Origin of the sequence: Actinokineospora pegani, from assembly GCF_009745975.1 — a bacterium.
In the GTDB taxonomy this organism is placed as follows: Bacteria; Actinomycetota; Actinomycetes; order Mycobacteriales; family Pseudonocardiaceae; genus Actinokineospora; species Actinokineospora pegani.
Window position 1 is genome coordinate 1 of the sequence record NZ_WHOL01000055.1, and the last position, 18482, is coordinate 18482.

The 18482-nt window shown below is 74.6% G+C and carries 10 protein-coding genes and 4 tRNA genes; 10 read left to right on the plus strand and 4 right to left on the minus strand.

Annotation, left to right across the window (positions count from 1 at the left end):
- The first annotated feature begins 22 nt into the window (after positions 1-22).
- From GCL84_RS05740 to GCL84_RS05765, 6 genes are all read left to right on the plus strand, one after another.
- Positions 23-4690, plus strand: a complete 4668-nt coding sequence (locus GCL84_RS05740) for a MupA/Atu3671 family FMN-dependent luciferase-like monooxygenase (protein ID WP_268891328.1) — start codon at positions 23-25, stop codon at positions 4688-4690.
- 65 nt (positions 4691-4755) lie between these two features.
- On the plus strand, positions 4756-5832 hold the full coding sequence (locus GCL84_RS05745; protein WP_156754309.1) for a phytanoyl-CoA dioxygenase family protein: 1077 nt from the start codon (positions 4756-4758) through the stop codon (positions 5830-5832).
- Positions 5832-8888, plus strand: coding sequence for an AMP-binding protein (locus GCL84_RS05750; RefSeq protein WP_156754310.1), 3057 nt, complete (start codon positions 5832-5834; stop codon positions 8886-8888). Before GCL84_RS05745 ends, GCL84_RS05750 begins: the two co-directional genes overlap by 1 nt.
- A complete protein-coding gene (locus tag GCL84_RS05755) occupies positions 8885-10537 on the plus strand; it encodes a beta-ketoacyl synthase N-terminal-like domain-containing protein (protein WP_156754311.1) in 1653 nt (550 codons plus the stop codon). The genes GCL84_RS05750 and GCL84_RS05755 overlap by 4 nt, the downstream gene beginning before the upstream one ends.
- On the plus strand, positions 10534-12267 hold the full coding sequence (locus tag GCL84_RS05760) for an ATP-binding cassette domain-containing protein (RefSeq protein ID WP_156754312.1): 1734 nt from the start codon (positions 10534-10536) through the stop codon (positions 12265-12267). The genes GCL84_RS05755 and GCL84_RS05760 overlap by 4 nt, the downstream gene beginning before the upstream one ends.
- On the plus strand, positions 12264-14006 hold the full coding sequence (locus GCL84_RS05765) for an ATP-binding cassette domain-containing protein (protein WP_156754313.1): 1743 nt from the start codon (positions 12264-12266) through the stop codon (positions 14004-14006). The genes GCL84_RS05760 and GCL84_RS05765 overlap by 4 nt, the downstream gene beginning before the upstream one ends.
- Here the strand turns inward: GCL84_RS05765 and GCL84_RS05770 are convergent.
- The 3 genes from GCL84_RS05770 to GCL84_RS05780 all read right to left on the minus strand — a co-directional run bounded on the left by GCL84_RS05770 (position 13979) and on the right by GCL84_RS05780 (position 16028).
- The gene (locus tag GCL84_RS05770) at positions 13979-15268 is read right to left on the minus strand and encodes a condensation domain-containing protein (protein ID WP_197523040.1); all 1290 of its coding nucleotides are present in this window, start codon (positions 15266-15268) and stop codon (positions 13979-13981) included. The genes GCL84_RS05765 and GCL84_RS05770 overlap by 28 nt on opposite strands.
- A 229-nt stretch (positions 15269-15497) precedes the next feature.
- Positions 15498-15569, minus strand: a tRNA-Val gene (locus GCL84_RS05775).
- Between the two features lie 42 nt (positions 15570-15611).
- A complete protein-coding gene (locus tag GCL84_RS05780) occupies positions 15612-16028 on the minus strand; it encodes a TIGR02611 family protein (protein ID WP_268891327.1) in 417 nt (138 codons plus the stop codon).
- A gap of 383 nt (positions 16029-16411) precedes the next feature.
- On the opposite strand from GCL84_RS05780, the gene GCL84_RS05785 reads away from it, so the two are divergent.
- The 4 genes from GCL84_RS05785 (at position 16412) to GCL84_RS05800 (ending at position 17218) form a co-directional block, all read left to right on the plus strand.
- Positions 16412-16837, plus strand: coding sequence for an SsgA family sporulation/cell division regulator (locus GCL84_RS05785; RefSeq protein ID WP_156754315.1), 426 nt, complete (start codon positions 16412-16414; stop codon positions 16835-16837).
- A gap of 107 nt (positions 16838-16944) precedes the next feature.
- Positions 16945-17017: transfer RNA gene (locus tag GCL84_RS05790), tRNA-Gly, on the plus strand.
- 53 nt (positions 17018-17070) lie between these two features.
- Positions 17071-17142: transfer RNA gene (locus GCL84_RS05795), tRNA-Cys, on the plus strand.
- Position 17143: 1 nt separating this feature from the next.
- Positions 17144-17218 (plus strand) — tRNA-Val (locus GCL84_RS05800).
- Between the two features lie 14 nt (positions 17219-17232).
- Here the strand turns inward: GCL84_RS05800 and GCL84_RS05805 are convergent.
- Positions 17233-18444, minus strand: a complete 1212-nt coding sequence (locus GCL84_RS05805; protein WP_156754316.1) for a tyrosine-type recombinase/integrase — start codon at positions 18442-18444, stop codon at positions 17233-17235.
- Positions 18445-18482 lie beyond the last annotated feature (38 nt).

Below are 18482 nucleotides of genomic sequence, written 5' to 3' on the forward strand. Positions count from 1 at the left end.
GCTGGCCGAGCACTTGTTGGAGTTGGACGCGGGCACGATCGACCGTGGTGTGCCGTTGCTCGACCTGGGTGCTGATTCGTTGGTCTTGGTCGAGTTGTCGCGTGAGGTCAAAACCCGATTCGATGTCGACATCTCTGTGCAGCAATTGCTGGAGGACATCGTCACCGTCCGGGCCATCTCCCGCTGGGTCACCGAATCCCTGCCCCGGGCGGACGAGCCCCCCGCGCGGCCGGAGCCGGTCCCGGCGGCCGAGCCCGCGCCGCGCCGGGCGCCGGGCCCGAGCTACGCCGCGGCCACCGCGCGCTCGCGGGCGCTGAGCGAACGCAGCCAGGGCCACCTGGTCAACAACCGCAAGATCGCCCAGCGCGAGCACGAGGAGCGCGCGGCGTCGTACCCCATCTGGATCACCCGCTCCGAGGGCGCGCACGTGTGGGACGTCGACGGGCGCAGGCTGGTCGACCTGACCATGGGCTACGGGGCGCACCTGTTCGGGCACAACCCCGACTTCGTCCGCGCGGCGGTCGAGCAGCAGGTGGCGCGCGGCCTGCACATCGGGGCCGAGGTCGAGCAGACGGCCGAGGTGGCCCGGCTGCTGTGCGAGCTGACCGGCATGGACCGGGTCAACTTCTGCGTGACCGGCACCGAGGCGGTGTTCACCGCGATCCGCCTGGCCCGCGCCCGCACCGGGCGGTCGCTGGTGGTGCTGCTGCGGAACGCCTACCACGGGCACTCCGACACCACCTTGTTCAGCCCGCGCCCGGGCAGGCGCCGCGAGCGCCTGGCGACCCCGTCGTTCCCGGGGGTCTCCCCCGGCGCGGCCGAGGACGTGCGCGTGCTGCCCGCCGACGAGGCGCAGCTCAGCGAGTTCATGGCCGCGCACGGGCACGAGGTCGCCGCGGTGGTCATGGAGCCGCGGCTCAACCAGTCGCCCGACATCGACCTCGGCGGCCTCGCGCGCCGGGCGCGGGTGCTGACCGAGCGGGCCGGGGCGCTGCTGGTGTTCGACGAGGTGCTGACCGGGTTCCGGTTCCACGTCCAGGGCTTCCAAGGGGTCTACGGGGTGCGCGCGGACCTGGTCACCTACGGCAAGACGCTGGCCGCGGGGCTGCCGATGGCGGCGGTGGCCGGGCGCGCGGACGTCATGGACCTCATCGATGGCGGCCCGTGGACCGACGAGGTCCGCGCCGACCCGGACCAGGTGTCGTTCACCGGCGGCACCTACGCCAAGCACCCGCTGTCGGTGGCCGCGGCGCACGCGGTCCTGACCGAACTGGCCACCGGCGGCGACACCGTGCTCGCCGACCTCAACGCCGCGGGCGAGCGGTTGCGCCACGACATCGAGGGCGTCCTGGCGGGCTCCGGCGTGCGGGTGCTGGGCACGGGCTCGTTCTTCCGGTTCACCCCGGAGAAGTCGACCAGCTTCGCCTACGGCGGCAAGGCCTTCCACCGGTTCCGCCGGGAGCTGATCGCCGAGGGCGTGCTCATCCCGGAGACGGGCAACTGCTTCCTTTCCCCCGCCCACACCCCCGACGTGCGCCGCGCGGTGCTCGACGCGGTCGCCGCCGCGGTCCAGCGGCTCGCCCGCGGCGACGAGGCGCCCGCCGAGCCCGCCGCGGCGGCCCCCGCGGTGAGCCTGGCGCTGTTCGGCTTCACGGGCGAGGGCGGGAGCGAGGTCTACTCGCGGCTGCTGCGACTGGTCGAGTCGGCCGAGGCCGAGGGGCTGGCGAACGTCTGGCTGCCCGAGCGGCACTTCGACGACTTCGCCGGGTTCTCCCCGAACCCGGCCGTGCTCGGCGCGATGGTCGCCGCGCGCACCTCCCGAATCGGCATCCGGGCGGGCAGCAGCGTGCTGCCACTGCACTCAGCGGTGTCGGTGGCCGAGGACTGGGCCATGGTCGACGTCGCCTCCGGCGGCCGCGTCGGGCTCGGCGTGGCGTCGGGGTGGATGCGGCGCGACTTCGTGCTCTCCGAGGCGCCGCACGCCGAGCGCCGGGAGCTGTTCCGGGAGCGGGTCGCGCAGTTGGAACGGCTCTGGCGCGGCGAGGCCGTCGCGGTGCGGGGGCACTCCGGCGAGCAGGCGGAGGTCCGGCTGCACCCGCGCCCGGTGAGCGAGTTGCGGCTGTGGCAGGCGTGCCTGGGGACGCCGGAGTCGTTCTACGAGGCGGGCCGCGCCGGTCGCGGGGTGCTGACCAACCTGATCCAGCAGGACCTGGCGCGGCTTCGCGCGGGCCTGGAGCGCTACCGGCAGGGCCGCCGCGACGGCGGCCTGCCCGCCGACGGCGGCGAGGTGGCCGTGCTGCTGCACGCCGCGGTGTCCACGGGGGACGAGTCGGACCGGCGCAACCGGGAGGCGTTGCAGCAGTACATGTTCGCCACCTTCCGCGCCACCCACGACGACCCCGCGCAGGTGCGCGAGGAGACGTGGAAACCCAGGATGGCCGCAGCGGCGGACCGGCTGCGCGCTGGGTTGTCCCTCGTCGGGTCCGAGGCGGACTGGCCCGCGCTGACCGCCGAACTCGCCCGCCTGGGCGTCACCGAGATCGCCTGCCTGGTCGACTTCCTGCCCCAGGGTCCGGCGTGGACGGACACGGTGCGAGCACTGGGCAGGCTCCACGAGCGCACCGCTGAGGCCCTTCAGACGCCACCTGCCGCGCCGGAACAGGACAGCCTCCCCACACCGGCTCAGCCCGCGGCACCACAGCGGGCCGGGGCACGTGAACAGACCTCCACGCCCGAGCGGCTGACCGGCCCGGCGGGGGAGACCGGGGCGTTCCCGGTGCAGATCTCGCGGGCCGCGCGGGAGATCTGGGCGGCGTGCCAGATCAGCGCCCAGACCCGCGACGCCTACAACATCGCCCGCACCTTCGTCGTCGCCCCCGGCCTCGACCTGGGCAGGCTGCGCCAGGCCTTCCTCGACGCCGTCGCGGCCCAGCCCGCGTACCGGCTGCGGATCGACGCCGACGGCGCGGCGGGCTGGGTGGAGCCCTTCGGCGAGGCGCACGAGCGGGGTTGGCGGGTGCTGGACGGCGTGGCGGACTCCACGGAGCGGTTCGAGGCCGCGGTGCGGGCCGGGTGCGCCGACACGCCGCTGGACCCCGTCGAGCGGTTCGCGGTGCGGTTGACCTGCCAGCGCGCCGCCGAGGGGGTGCTGGTCAACCTGAGCGCGTCGCACATCGTCGTCGACGGGATGCGGTTCGCCGAGCTGCTGGCGTCGGTGGCCGCGCGCTACGCGGGGAAACCGGTCCAGGAGCCGGCGCTGCCCCCGGCGGCCGAAGTGGACGCGGCGGCCCGCGAGCGCGACCGGGCGTACTGGGACCGGTGGGTGCGGGCGTTGCCGGACGAGGTGTTCGACGCCGGGTTCGACGCGCGGACCCTCGACCGCGCCGGCTACCGGCTGTCGGCCCCGCTGCCCCCGGGCCTGCGCGAGGGGCTGGCGGCGTACGCGCGCGCCGAGCGGTCGACCCCGTTCGCCGAGGCGCTGCGCGCGGTGGCCGAGATCGTCGACGACGCGCTGGGGCGCGAGCACCTGTACGCCTTCCCCGCGCGGCCGCCGGTGGCCGAGTACGGCAGCGGCGCGGTGCTCGTCCCGTTCCGGCGCGGCTCCGGCGCGGACGCCAAGCAGGCGGTGCTGTCCGGGGTGCGGCACGGGTCGCTGACCTTCCGGCAGGTGTTCGCCGACGTCACGCGCCGGGTGCAGACCCCGGCGGTGACGGTGGCCTGGGACGACCTGGCGGCCTTCACGGTCGACGGGCACCGGGTCGACGAGGTGTCCGCGCCCACCGACGTCGTGCGCTTCCCGCTGACCGTGACCTTCACCCAGCGGCCATCCGGCGGGGTGGAGCTGTCCCTCGACGCCGCGCGCGGGTTCCTGCCGCGCGAGCGGGGCGAGCTGCTGCTGGAGCGGCTGACGCGCGGCTTGGGGCAGCGGTTCGAGCCCGAGCCCGAGGTCACGGGAGCCGAGTTGGCCGCGCTGGTGCGGGGGCTGGTGTCCCCGCCCGAGGACGTCGGCGCGGCGCGGGTGCGGCTCGACGGCCGGGACTGCCCGGTGGAGCTGGTGGTGGCCAAGGCGCGCTCGTCCGCGCGAATCCTCGCGGTGGAGGAGCCGGGCCTGCTCGCCGTCGCGGCCGTGGCGGTCGAGGTCGATACCGCCTTCAACGCGGTGGTCGCGCTGCTGGCCACGGGCATGACCGGGCTCGCGGGCCGCGTCGGCGTGACCGGGTCCCCGCGGCTGGTCGTCGGTCCGCCGGGGCGCGACCCGGCCGCCGGGGACACCGGGTTCGCCGTGACCCGCTGGACCGTGGTCGGGGCGGATGAGGCGCTGCCGCTGTCGCCGTCCTCGGCCGGGGAGCTGGACGCGGCGCTCGCCCACGTGCTGCGCCCGCTGGCGCCCGGGCAGCGCGCCGACGTCGTCGCCGCGCTGCGGGCCATGGCCGCGGAGTTCGGCGCGGCGGCGGAGGCGCCGGACGGGCGCGTGCCCGAGCTCGTGCGCGGGATCTGGCGGCGGGTGCTCGACGACCCGGCGGTCTTCGGCGACGAGGACGACTTCTTCGACCTCGGCGGCGACTCCATCGACGCCATCCGGATCATGGCCATCCTCAACCAGGAGTTGGGCACCGAGCTCGAGGTGGCGCTGATCTTCGACAACCCGACGGTGGGCGGGCTCAGCGACGCGGTGCTGTCCCGCGCCTGAGCACCCACGGCGCCCAGGCGCCGATCGAGCCAGACACCGGTTTTCCGACGCAGAGGGGCGGGGCGATGACCCAGGAGATCAGGACGACGTTCGGCGAGCTCCGCGAGTTCGGGGCGTGGCGGGAGCCCGACCGGCGGGCCGCGGCGGAGCGCGGGTTCGCGGGCGGGCTCATCCCCGACGACGCGCCCGCGACGGTGGACTCCAGCCTGTCGGTGTTCGCCGCGGCGGGCCGCGGGTCGGTGGTCGAGGACGCGCGGGCGGACTGGGCGCTGTTCTGCCAGGAGCGGTTCGGGCTGCGGTCCCCGCTGTGGCCCTCGTTCCGCAGGCACCCGCTCAGCGACAGCTTCATGTGGCGCTCGATCGGCACCGGCAAGCGGGTGCTCAGCGACGCCGAGGCCGCGACCTACGACCGCGACGGGTACGTGGTGGTGGAGGACGTGCTCAGCCCCGCCTTCCTCGGCCACGTCGTCGCCGACCTCGACCGGTTCGAGGAGCAGCGGGCGGAGGCGGCGAAGGCCGCGGGCGGCAAGAACACCATCACCCAGGCGGGCAAGGTGACCTTCAACGTGCAGTTGGCCCGGCACTCCGCGCCGCTGCGCGAGCTGATCAAGCTGCCGCTGCTGCAGCACATGATGCACGACCTCATCGGGCCGAACGTGCGGCTGTACTGGGACCAGTCGGTCTACAAGAGCCCGCACTCGAGCCTGGTTTTCCCCTGGCACCAGGACACCGGCTACACCTTCGTCGACCAGCCGGGTCAGATCGTGACCGCGTGGATCGCGCTGACCGACGCCGACGAGGAGTCCGGCTGCATGTGGGTGCTGCCCGGCGGGCACCGCACCGGGCCGCTCGTGCACGAGAAGGGCGACCTGGGCAACCGGGTGTTCGACGAGGACCCGGCCGGGATGGTCCCGCTGCCGGTGCGCGCCGGGTCGATCGTGGTGTTCGCGGGCCTGCTGCCGCACATGACCGGCGGCAACCACCGCGACTGGGCGCGCAAGGCGCTGGTCGTCGAGTACGCGCCGGACGGGATGAACCGGATCGCCATCGACCCGTGGGGCGAGAAGGTGGTCAGCCCGGCCAACAACCCGCACACGCAGTTCGAGGTCCTGCGCGACGGCCGCCCGACGGTCAGCCGGTGATGACGCGGTTCCCGGACCCCAGGCCCCGCGTCCTGTCCGAACTGGACGGACCGCCCCTCTCCGCCGTGCGCGGCCCCGACTCGCCCGACAGCCTCTCGGGCGTGCTCGACGTCGCCGCGGCGGGCGGGGCGACCGTCGGCACGATCGACTCCGACGGCACCAGCCGGGAGGAGAGCTGGCGGTCGTTGCGGGAACGGGCCCGGCGCGTCGCTGAGGACATCCGCCGCCGCGGCCTGGAGCCCGGCGACGTCGCCGTGGTCGCCGCGACCGAGCCGTCGCAGTTGCTCGCCCTGTTCTGGGGCGGCGTCCTGGCCGGGGTCGAGCCGCTGCTGGTCCCGGCGGAGCTGCTGGCGGCCCCGGGCGGGCCGGGGCAGTGGTGGGCCGCGCTCGCCGAGCAGGCCCCGGTGCGCGGGGTGCTGCACGCGCGCGGCACGCGGTTCGCCATCGTCGACGACGCCCCCGGGCGCGGGATCGCCGTGGCGGCGGTGGAGCTGGGGGCCGCGGGCGAGCACGCGGCGACCGCGCCCGCCCGGGCGGACGACGGCCCGGCGTCGCGGGTGCACTTCATGACCTCGGGCAGCACCGGCGCGCCGAAGGTCGTGCCGCAGCGCCACCGCGGCATCGTCGACATGGCCCTGGGGGCCACGTCCGTCAACGGGCTGGATTCCACCACGGTGGGGTTCAACTGGATGCCGCTGTCGCACGTCGGCGGGATGCTCATGGCGCACGTGCGCGACGCGGTCATCGGCGCCAAGCACCTGTCCGCGGCGACCGAGCGCGTCCTCGCCGACCCCGGCGAGTGGTTTCGCGTCGTCACCGAGCACCGGGTCACCGCGGTGTGGTCGCCCAACTTCGCCTACCGGCTGCTGGCCGGGGTCGCCGAGGGCATCGCCCCCGGCGGCGACGTCGACGTCTCCAGCATCCGGTTCTGCCTCAACGGCGGCGAGGCCGTCTCCGCCAAGGACTGCGCGCGGTTCGAGGCCGCCCTGGGCCGCCTGGGGCTGCCGCGCGGCACGATCGCGCCCGCCTGGGGCATGGCCGAGACGTGCTCGGGCGTCCTGTACGCCCCGCGCTACGACCCGGCCGCCGACACCTCCGCGACGGTGTCGGTCGGCTCCCCGCTGCCCGGCGTGCGGGTGCGCGTCGTGGCGGACGACAGCGACGACGCCGCCGACGACCAGGGCACGGGGCACCTGGAGGTCCAGGGGTCACCGGTCCTGGAGGGCTACCTCGTCGGCGGGGACCTGCGGGGCACCGCTGACGGGTGGTTCCGCACCGGCGACCTCGCGCGGATCGACGCGGACGGGGTGCGCGTCGTCGGCCGCGACGGGACCAGGGTGGTCGCCAACGGGGTGACCTGGAACTCCGCGGACCTGGAGGCCGAGGTCGAGCGGGTCGACGGCGTGCTGCCCGGGACCGCCGTGCTCGCCTCCTACCGGGCCCGCGGCACCGAGCGCGACGAGATCGCGGTGTTCTGCGCCGTCGGGGACGGCTCGCCCGAGCGGGTGCGCGGGCAGGTCGCACGCCGGGTGGAGGCGATCATCGGCGGGCGCGTCGCGCACGTGGTCGACATCCCGCCGAGCGCGATCGAGCGCACCAGCATCGGCAAGGTCCGCAAGGCGCGGCTGGTGCGGCGGTTCCTCAACCCCGACCCGCCACCGGTCCGCGAGCTGGTCTGGCGGCCCCGACCCGCGCCGCGGCCCGGGACGCGCCAGGACGGAACCCCGGTCCTGCTGCGCGGGCCCGGGCTGACGCACTCCGCGGTCGACGGGCACGCCCCGCGGGACCTGCACGGCGCGCTCGAGCACTGGCGCGGCGCGGTCGACCCCGCCGGGCTGCGCGGACGCGACGTCGTGGTCGTCGTCGACGCGTACGAGGCCGACGCCGCCGAGCTGCCCCGGTCGCACCCGGTCGCGGCGTTCCTGCGCGCGGTCGCCCACGGCGCGGGCGCGCGCTCGGTGCGCACGGCGTGGGTGCACCCGCGCGTCGACGAGGACGCGGTGGCCGCCGTCCTCGACGAGGAACTGGCCCAGGACAGCGCCGCCGACCTGTACCTCGACCCGCACGGCGCGGCCTGGCTCCGGACCTCGGTGCCGGTATCCGGTGGCAGCACGGCGGTCCGCGGCGATCACGTCGGTGACCACGTCGTCGTCCTCGGCGGCACCGGCCGCCTCGGCGAGGTGCTCGGCGCCGAGCTCACCGCGCGCGGCGCGCGCGTGACGCTCGTCGGACGCGGTCCGTCCACAGGCGCTGGTCGGCTCGCCGCCGACCTGGGGTCGCCTGCCGCGGCGCGCGACCTGGTGGCCCGGCTCGACTGGAACGCCGCGGAACGCACCCTGGTCGTGCACCTGGCGGGCGCGCCGCTGCCCGGACCCGGGGACGAGGTCGCCCGGCTGCTCGCCCCGAAGACCGCGGGCGTCCGCGCCGCCGCGGGCCTGGCCCGGGCGCTGGGCGCGGACCTGGCGGTCGTCTCCTCGGTCAACGCGCACATCGCGGGCACCGGGCACGAGGCCTACTCCGCCGCCTGCGCCGCGGCCGAGGCCGTCGCCACCCAGGTCGGCGCCGCGCGGGTCGTGTCGGTGACCGCGGTGGGCGAGGCGCGGCAGACCGACGAGGCCACCGCGGCGGTCGCCGCCGCCCTCGGTCTCGACGAGGTCAGCGTGGTCGACCTGGCCACCTGCCTGCTCTCCGCGCCCCCCGGGCACGTGCTGCTCGGGGTCGGCGAGCACACCCCGTTCCTGCCGCGCCGGGAGTGGGCGGGCCGACCCGCGCCCGCCGAGGCCGCCCCGGACCAGGCCGCCCCGGCCGAGACCGGGTGGCCGCCGACCGTCGCCGACCTCGCGGCCGCGCTGCGCTCCGTGGTCGCCGTCGACGCCGTGCACCCGGCCGCCAACTGGTTCGACATGGGGCTGACGTCGGTGGACCTGCCCAACCTCGCCCGCGTCGTCGCCGAGCGCACCGGGCAGCGGGTGGGCGTGCTGGAGCTGATGCGCTTCCCGAACCTGGCCGAGCTCGCGGGCCACATCGACCACACCAGGGACAGGAGCGGCGCGTGAGCGACCGGATCGCGATCGTCGGCTACGACGCCCGGCTGCCCGCCGGGTCCGGCCGGGCGGAGATCGACGCGTTCCTGGCCTCCGGGGACAGCGCCGTCGCCGACGTGCCCCGGGAGGCGATGGCCGCCGCGGGCCTCGCCGAGCACGAGTACACCCGCGCGGGCTACGTCGCGCGGTCGGCGCGCACCGAGTGGACACCCGAGACCGGGCGGCACCTGGCCGGGCTGACCCCGCACGAGCTGGCGGTCACCGACCCGCAGCACCTGCTGTTCCTCGACTGCTGCGCCGGGGCGCTCGCCGACGCGGGCCTGACCCCGGAGACCGCGCGCGGTCGGGAGATCGGCGTCGTCGGCGGGATCGGCATGGGCCTGTACGCGGGCCAGTCGCTGGACTCGCACTTCACCACCAGGCTGCAGCGCGACCCCGCGCTGCGCGAGCGGCTGGCCTTCCCCGAGGTCCTGATCGGCAACAGCAGCGACCACAGCACCGGCCGGGTGTCCTACCGCCTGGGCCTGACCGGCCCCAACGCCAACGTCCAGACCGCGTGCTCCACCGCGCTCGCGGCGGTGGACCACGCGGTCCTGCTGCTGCGCGCGGGCCGCGCCGACACCGTGCTGGCCGGGGCGGCGGCGCTGTACTTCCCCGACCGGCGCGGGTACCAGTGGGAGCGCGGCGGCATCCTGTCGCCCACCGGGTCGTGCCGGGCGTTCGACTCCCGCGCCGACGGCACCGTCGGCGGCAGCGGCGGGGGCGTGCTCGTGCTGCGCCGCCTCGACGACGCCCTCGCCGACGGCGACACCGTGCACGGCGTCATCGAGGGCGCGCACTCCGCGGGCGACGGCGCGCAGCGCGCCAGCTACGCCGCCCCCGCCTTCGACGGGCAGGTGCGCGTCATCCGCCGGGCCCTGGCCGACGCCGGGGCCGGGCCGGACGACATCGCCTACCTCGAGGGGCACGGCACCGGCACCACCGTGGGCGACCTGGTCGAGCTGGGCGCGCTGCACGAGGTGTTCGGCGGGCGGCGCGCGGCGCTGCCGGTCGGGTCGGTCAAGCCCGCCCTGGGCCACCTCGACACCGCGGCCGGGATCGCCTCCCTGGTCAACGTCCTGCTCGGGCTGCGCCGGGGGTGGATGCCGCCGACGGCGAACTTCGCCGAGCTGCCCGCCGACGCCCGCGACTGGATCGCCCAGCCCTCGGCGGGCAAGGTCCCGCTCGACCCGACTACGGCGAAGGTGGGCGTGAGCGCGTTCGGGGCCAGCGGAACGAGCGTGCACCTGGTGGTCTCCGGACCGCCGACGCCGCTCGACGAGCTCGCGCCCGCCCCGGCGGCCCGGGCGCGCGAGACGGTCGTCGTCACCGCCCCCGCGGCCCCCGCAGCCCCCGCAGCCGCGCCGGACAGGCCCCACGGCCGCGACGAGGTGGCCGCGGGCCTGATCGAGGTGCTGCGCGAGCGCGGCGACTTCGGCCACCTCGACGACGAGCAGCTCCTGGAGGTCGGGCTGCTCGACTTCGGCATCGACTCGGTCGACCTGCTCGCCGTCTCGAAGGTCGTCGAGCAGCGGTGGGGCGTGGCCGTGGACGTGCTCGACCTGCTCGCCGTCGACTCCGTGCGGGCCGTGGTGGACCTCATCACCAGCGGGTCGGGATGACCGGCCCCGGCGGGCTCCGGCTGGGCATGTTCGCCCTCGGCCGCGGGCTGCTGCCCTGGCCGACCGCGGGCATCGGCCTGCTCGTGGCGCTGACGGCGACGATCCCGGCCGCCTCGATCGTCACGGTCGGGCTCCTGCTGGGCAGTGCCGCGGACGGTATGCGCGGGATCGCCGCGATCGGGGCGGTGTTCGTCGGCCTGTTCCTCCTCGACCAGCTCGCCAACACGGCCGTGGACGTCCTGGGCGACCGCTACGGCGGGCGGCTGCAGGCCGAGGCGGAGCGTGCCCTGGTCCGCGCCCGCCTGGCCGCCCCCGACGCGACGCCCCCGGCGCTGCGGGAGGCGTTGGACGCCGTCGCCGCCGCGCCGCCCCTGCGCGGGCTCGCGGTCTCGACGGTGCGGTACCTGCTGATGCGCGCCCGGGCGGTGGTCCCCGGACTCGTGCTCGTGGCCGTGGAGCCACTGGCGGGCATCCCGGTCCTGGCGGCGTTCGCGCACCTGTCGGCGACGGTGGAGCGGGACTACGCCGCCGAGCAGTCCGCGGCCTACTCCGCCGACGAGGGCAGCGGGCGCGCGGTGTACCTCGGCGGTCTGGCGTTCACCCGGCGCACCGCGCGCGAGGTGGTGCTGTTCGGGGCGGCCGACTGGATCGTCGGGCGCTTCCGCGACGCCGCGCACGGCGCGCGCCCGGCCCTGCGCCTGGGCCCGCGGCTGCTGGCGGCGGTGGCCGCGGCGGTGCTGGCGATGGCGTTCGCGCTGGCCGTCCTGCTCGGCTCCGGGCCCGACCCCGCGCGGATGGTGACGGCCGTGGCCTCCCTGGTGGGGTTGATGATGTTGTTCGGGGTCACCATGGACGCCGTCCACTCCGCCACGGGCGCGAAGGTCTTCGACCGCGTCCGGGCCGCGACCGCCGCCGCGCCGGAGCGGTCCGCCGGCGCCCAGGCGCCCCAGGCGCGCCCGGGCAGCGTGATCCGGTTCGACCGCGTCGCCTTCGGCTACCCCGGCTGCGCCGAGCCGGTGTTCCGCGACCTGAGCTTCGAGGTGGTGCTCGGCCGCGGCCTGGCGCTGGTCGGGGTGAACGGGGCGGGCAAGTCGACCCTGCTCAAGCTGCTCGTCGGGCTGCTGGCCCCGACCTCGGGGCGAATCCTCTGCGACGGGGTCGAGGTCTCCGCCGACGCGCCGCGCCGGGCCTGGCGCGACTCGTTCGCTTTCCTGGGCCAGCAGCACATCCGCTACCCCGCCCCGGTGCGCGACAACGTGGCGCTCGGCTCCGCCGCGGACCTCGGCGACCCGCGGGTGCGGGCCCTGCTCGACGACCTCGACCCGGCACTGCTCGCGCCCGGCGCGCCGCGCGTGCCCGCCGCGGCGGGCGGGCTCTCCGGTGGGCAGTGGCAGCGGGTCGCGACCGCCCGGGCGCTGACCGGCATGGCCGCCGACGACCGGCGCGTGCTGGTCCTCGACGAGCCGACGGCCGCGCTCGACGCCCAGGCCGAGGCCCGGTTCTTCACCGAACTGGGCGAGCTGGCAGGCCCCGGCCGCACGACGGTCATGGTGTCGCACCGGTTCGCGGGCGTGCGGCGCGCGGACGAGATCCTGGTGCTGCACGACGGCGTGATCGCCGAGCGCGGAACCCACGCCGAGCTGCTCGCCGACGACGGCGCGTACGCCCGGATGTTCCGCGCGCAGGCAGGCCGCTACCTCGCGCCCGCCTGCGACGGGGCGGCCAGGTGAGCGCCTGGGACGCGCTGCGCGAACTGCTCGCCCTGTCGTGGCGGGCCGACCGGCGCTCGGCGTGGACCACCGTCGTGGTCTTCTCCCTCTGCCACGCCGCGGTGGTCGCCGCCTCGGTCTCGATCGCGGTCATGGTCGCGTCCTGGGCCGGGGACGACCTGACGACAGCCGCGGTGTTCCTGGGCCTGGCCTGCGCGGCCCTGGTCGCCCAAGTCCTCTTGGGACGGTACTCGATCGCCGTGTCCACGGCGGTCGTCGACGCGACCAACCGCCTCGTCGACGAGGACCTGCAACGCGCGCTCTACGGCTCCGGGTCCATCGAGCACTTCTCCGAGCGTGAGTTCACCGACGACCTGCAGATCGTGCGCTCGGAGCAGGCGCGGCTGACCGAGGGCGCCGACGTCCTGGGCCTGATCCTGGGAACCGGGTTGCGGTTGGGCGCGGTGGTCGCCCTCACCGCGCTGGCCACGCCGTGGCTGCTGCTCATGCCGATCGCCGCGGCGGGGGCCTACCTGTGCGTGCGCAAGCGCGACGCCGCGGTCGGGGCGGGCCAGCGCGCCGCCGCCCAGGACGCGTCGGCCTGCGCCGAACTCGCCGCCATCGGCACCGACGACAAGCACACCGCCGAACTGCTGCTGTCCCGGGGCGGGGACTACCTGCTGGCGGCCCACCGCGAGGCCGCCGACGCCGCCGAGGCGGCGCGCGCCGCGGGCCTGCGCCGAGGTGCGATGTGGACGGTGCTCGGGGCCGTCCTGACCAGCGCGGCGTTGGCCGCGGGCACGGCGGGGCTGGTCGACGCGCTGGCGGCGGGGTCGACCGGCCTGACCGCGACCCTGGCCTCGCTGCTGCTGCTGTCCACGACGACGACCCTGGTCGCCGCCCTGGCCCGCTACCTGACCTCGTGCGCGGACTCGCTGCGCGTGGTCCGCTCGCTCGCCCGCGTGCGCGAGCGGCTGCGCCGCGACCCGGGGACACCGCGGGTGTCGGGCCCGGTCTCGGCGCTGGAGCTGCGCGGGGTCTCCTACCGCTACCCCGGCTCCGAGACCCCCGCGCTCGACGACGTGTCCCTGCGCCTGGAGCAAGGCCGCGTCCACGCCATCGTCGGCGCGAACGGCAGCGGCAAGACGACCCTGGTCACCCTGCTCAGCGGGCTGATCCGCCCGTCATCGGGCGAGCTGGTCCCGCACGGCGCGGACCCGGCGGCGGGCCCCGGGCCGACCTGCGTCGCCCAGGACTCAGCCGACCTGGAGTTCGAGCTGCGCGACGCCGTGGCGCTCGGCGACCCCCGCTTCACCGACGACGACGTCGAGCGCGCCCTCGGCGGCGCCGGGCTCGGCGACCTCGCCGACCGGGCGGGGCTCGCCCTGCCGCTGGGCGCGACGCTGCCGCACGGTCGGCGCCTGTCGAGCGGGCAGTGGCAGCGGGTGGCCCTGGCGCGGGGCCTGCTGCGCGCGGACGCGCCGCTGCTGCTGTTCGACGAGCCCACCGCGGCCATCGACCCGGTCGCGGAGGAGGAGCTGCTGGACCGGCTGCTGGAGACCGTCCGGGGGTGCCGCGGCATCGCCGTGGTGGTCACCCACCGCATGTCGCTGGCCCCGGCGGCCGACACGGTGATCCTCCTGGAGCGGGGCCGGGTCGCCGCGGTGGGCCCGCACGAGCGGCTGCTCGACGTGCCCGCCTACGCCCGGCTGTACAACGCCCAGCGCGCCGGCTACCTCGACGACGAGCAGGCGCGCTGAGGCGGGTCGACCGCCTCGCGAGTCACCTCCGCCACGGCGTCGCGCCACAGGGCGACCAGGCGCTCGAGGTCGGCCGCGGCGAGCACGCCCGCCGCGCCGAGCAGGTCCAGCACGGTGTCGTCGGCGGACTCGGTGAGGTGGGCCAGCAGCTCGCAGGTCATCTGCGGGTGCTCCAGCACGACCGGGCGCACGTCCACCCCGTCCAGCGCCCAGCCCAGGTCCACGTCCTCGACCGCATAGGCCAGCACCACCTGGTAGAGCGGGTTCTGGCACGGCACACCCGCGCGCTCCGCGGCAGCGCGGGCGACCAGCGCGGCGATCGGGTAGTCCCGGCGCTGCAACGAGTCGCGCACCAGCGCCCGGCTCTCGGCCAGCGTCGCGGCCAGACCCGCGGCGCGCGGCGACCGGGACCGCAGCAGCACCAGGTTCTGGAAGAACCCGACGGTGTCGAAGTCCGCGGGGGTGCGCCGGGTGTCCATCGCGGTGACCAGGCTGACGTCGTCGGAGCCGGAGAACTGCTTGAGCGCCCAGAGCAACGCCGCGACGTGGACGGTGAACCGCGTCGCCCGCAGCCGCCGCGTCGCCGCGCCCACCCGCCCCCACACCTCGGAGCCGAGCGCGCCCCCGGCGCCGACCGGCACGAACGCCTCCGGCGGGCTCTGCGGCCCCAGCCCGGAGAACAGCCGCGGCGGCAACGGCGTGACCAACCCCAACACCTGCGGCGACTCGTCGAGCCCCGGGAACTCGTTGCGCACGGCCGCGGGGTCGTAGGCCCGCGGCCGCGCCAGCCCGGCGGCCCGTCCGGCGTACAGCTCGGCTAACTCCCGCTGCAACAGGGCCTTCGACCGCTCGTCGACGGCGATGTGGTCGATCGTGAGCAGCAGGCTGTGCACCCCCTCGACGTGCGGGACGACGACGGCCTGGAGCATGGAGTGCCGGTCGGGGGCCTTGAACCTGTCGACGATGCCCTCGAACAAGCCGTTGGCGTGCTCACGCACATCGCCCTCGTCGACCAGCCCGGTCGGCGCGGCGACCGAGAACACGTCGGGCCCGCCGTCCTCGTGGACGATCGCGAACACCTCGTCGTCGTCGGAGACCCCGTAGTTGGTCCGCAGGATGGAATGCCGCTCCACCAAGGCGAGGAACGCCTCCCGCAGCCGCCCCAGATCCACCGCCCCCCGCAACAGCAGGTGCACCCCTACCGTCTGCGACGCGGGCCCACCAGCCGCGTACCGCATCCGCACGAGCCTGCTCTGCGTCACCGAAGCCCGATACACCCGCCCCCGCGACGCCCCCCGCCGCCCGACGCCGCCGCCCATCCCAGCCCCTCCCGCCGTGTGCCGCCCGCACACCCGAGCCTACTGGCGAACCAGGCGGCCAGTGCCGCCGAAAGCACGTCTCGGTGGGGCGGCGGGGCCGATGGGCTCCCGGAACGAACAACGCCCTGCCGGCAACATCTGCTGGCAGGGCGTTGAACCGCACGAACTTCTGTGGGCGATACTGGGATCGAACCAGTGACCCCTTCGGTGTGAACGAAGTGCTCTCCCGCTGAGCTAATCGCCCGGCGCGGTTCCCCGCGTCGACGGGAAGAAGATTAGCAGGGTCTCAGGAGGGTCCGAACAGGGGGGAGCGCAACCACGTCCAGTCAACGCCGAACCAGCCGCCCACCAGCGCGAACACGTTCAACAGGTAGAGCGTGGCCAGGACGACCAGACCGGTCGCGGCCAGGACGAGCAGGCGCACGGGAAGGCTCTGGCGCTTGAGCCAGTCGGTCCAGGCGTCGTACTTCGAGCGGGCGTAGGAGAGCACCCGCCGGGCCCAGCGGAACTCGGCCGCGAGGATGGCCAGTCCGGCGAAGACCACCAGCCAGCCGGGGCCCGGGTAGGGGATGAGGACCACTCCGAGGACCAGGACGAGCGAGCCGACCACTCCGACACCAGTGCGCCAAACGGCGCGCGTGGTGGGGTTCCGATCGGCCCAGTCCGGCCGAATGGGGCCTTTCCCCGACGTATCGTTCGTCACTGGTCCACCATCTTCCGCCGTTGTGGTCGACATTCTGCCGTGTTCGACCGACGACGGCACGTGACGGTCTGACCTGCGCCAACTGGGTGGTTCTGCGCACAGACCGGTAGCGCGTCCGCAGGTCAGGGCGGTATTGAGCGAACTCCTACATAACCGTTGTCGATAATTCGTGCCCCCGCCGCTACCAATGCCCGGGAAAACCAGCCAATATGGAAGCGCCTCGACTCGGCGATCACCGAGAGCGCAGGCATGGCTGCCCAGAGTTCCGGGTAGTGGACCGGATGGGTGATCCGCGCCCATCCCACGTCCCGAACCCGGTGCTGGAGCGTCACACCGGTGTACCTCAGTCGTTTGACTGGGAGGGGAGCAGAAGGGTACCGGCGATGCGAAACGATCACGTCACGCTGCGGTCGACAGCGGTGTTCGACCTCTTGGCCCCGAGGACCCCGGCGGTCCCGGTCAAGGTCGAGCTGCGCTACGACACGCGCGACCCGTACGCGGTGGTCGCGGCCTTCCGCACCGGCCGCGCGGGCTGGGTCGAGTGGGTCTTCTCCCGCGACCTCCTCGCCGACGGCCTCATCGCCGACGCGGGCGACGGCGACGTGCGCATCCGCCCAGCCACCGACGACCCCGAGGTCGTCGTGATCGAACTCAGCTCCCCCTCCGGCCACGCCGTCTTCGAGGCCTCAGCCCAAGAACTAGCCGACTTCCTAGACCGCACCTACGACGTCGTGGTCCCCGGCAACGAACACCTCTGGGTCGACGTCGACGAGGCCCTCACCCACCTCATCTCAACCGACCTGACCTGAGCAAACACGCTAAACCGACCCCCCTGGAAACCCGGTTTCAGGACCGTGTAGAGTTCTCCTCACACCACGGCGGGCGGGAACACCAGATCCACCGGCTGCGGTGATATGCGGATGTAGCGCAGCTGGTAGCGCATCACCTTGCCAAGGTGAGGGTCGCGAGTTCGAATCTCGTCATCCGCTCGAAAGCGGTTCGGCCTCTGCGCCGGCCCTCTGGGGCCCCGGCTTCAGATTCTGGCGGAGTGGCCGAGTGGCTTAGGCAAGGGCCTGCAAAGCCCTGTACGCGGGTTCGATTCCCGCCTCCGCCTCGGGCGATTAGCTCAGTGGGAGAGCACTACCTTGACACGGTAGGGGTCACTGGTTCAATCCCAGTATCGCCCACCAGTAGTTTCTGCTGGTCAGACGGCCCGTCGACGATCTTCGTCGGCGGGCTGTTCTGCGTCTGTGGGAGCAGATTGGGAGCAAAAGATCTTGACCCCCTTCGTGGTGCGGTAGAGGTCACCCCGGATCGTGCTCCCGGACTGCTCCCAACGCCGCTGGAGAGCGGCGAGCAGGTTGTCGGCCATGACCTGGGTCGTGTGGGAGTAGACGCCGCTGATTCCGTGCTGACGGTGGCCCAACCGGCGGTGTTGGAGGACGTCGGGGGTGTCGTCTTCGATCATCCAGGTCTTGTGGGTGTGGCGTAGGTCGTGGAAGTGCATGGCCGGGATCACGGGCACCCAGCCGCGTGTCCGGTGCCCCTGTGTCGCGGGAAGCCACACGCGTCGCCGGAAGTTGGACCGCCGGTGCCAGCCGCCGTCGGCCCCGGTGAACACCGCGCGCTGCTCGTCGGGCTGGCTGTCCCGGAGCAAAGTGAGCATCGCCACGGTGCACGGGGCCAAGTCGATGATGCGGACGCTGGCCGCGGTCTTGGGTGGCCCGAGGTAGACCCTGCCGTTGACCTCGTGCAGGGCCCCGTGATCGGGGTGGATCCTGAGTTTGGCGTTGTCCAGGTCGACGTTGGGCCATTGGAGTCCGGCGATCTCGCCCCAGCGCATGCCGGTGTAGGCGGCGGTGTAGATGAGGATCTCGTCCTGCGCCCGCACGGTCTGGGCGGCGATGGTGCGGACCTGGATGGTGGTGGCGTGGGGTCGCTCGGGTTGGTCGCCGGTGCGGGCGCGGAGTTTGCGGCAGGGGTTGGCGCCGATGAGGCCTTCGTCGACGGCCTCGCCGAGGATCATGGAGAACAGGGTGACGATGTCGGCGACGGTGTTGTCGGCCAACCCGCGCCGCAGCTTCTTGACCCACCCCTTGACGACGATGCGGCTGATTTGGTTGAGGGGAGTGTCGCCGAAGCGGGGCAGGATGTGGTTGCGCAGGTGTGAGTCGTACTTGGCCCAGCTGCTCTCGCTGACGTCGGTGGCCTCCGACCACGCCAGCACCCAGTTCCGGACCAGTGTCTGCCCGGCGCGGGGGTCGACGAACTTCCCCGTGCGCATCAACGACTCGATGTCCAAGGCCCGGTCGCGGGCCTGGTCGTAGGTGGTGAACCCTGTCTCGGTTGAGAGTCGGTTGTCGTCGAGTCGGTAACGGACCCGGTAGCCGTTGCCGTGCTTCTCAGCCCATGCCATGTCTTCACGTCTCTCTACGAGGGATGCGGGCGCGCCCC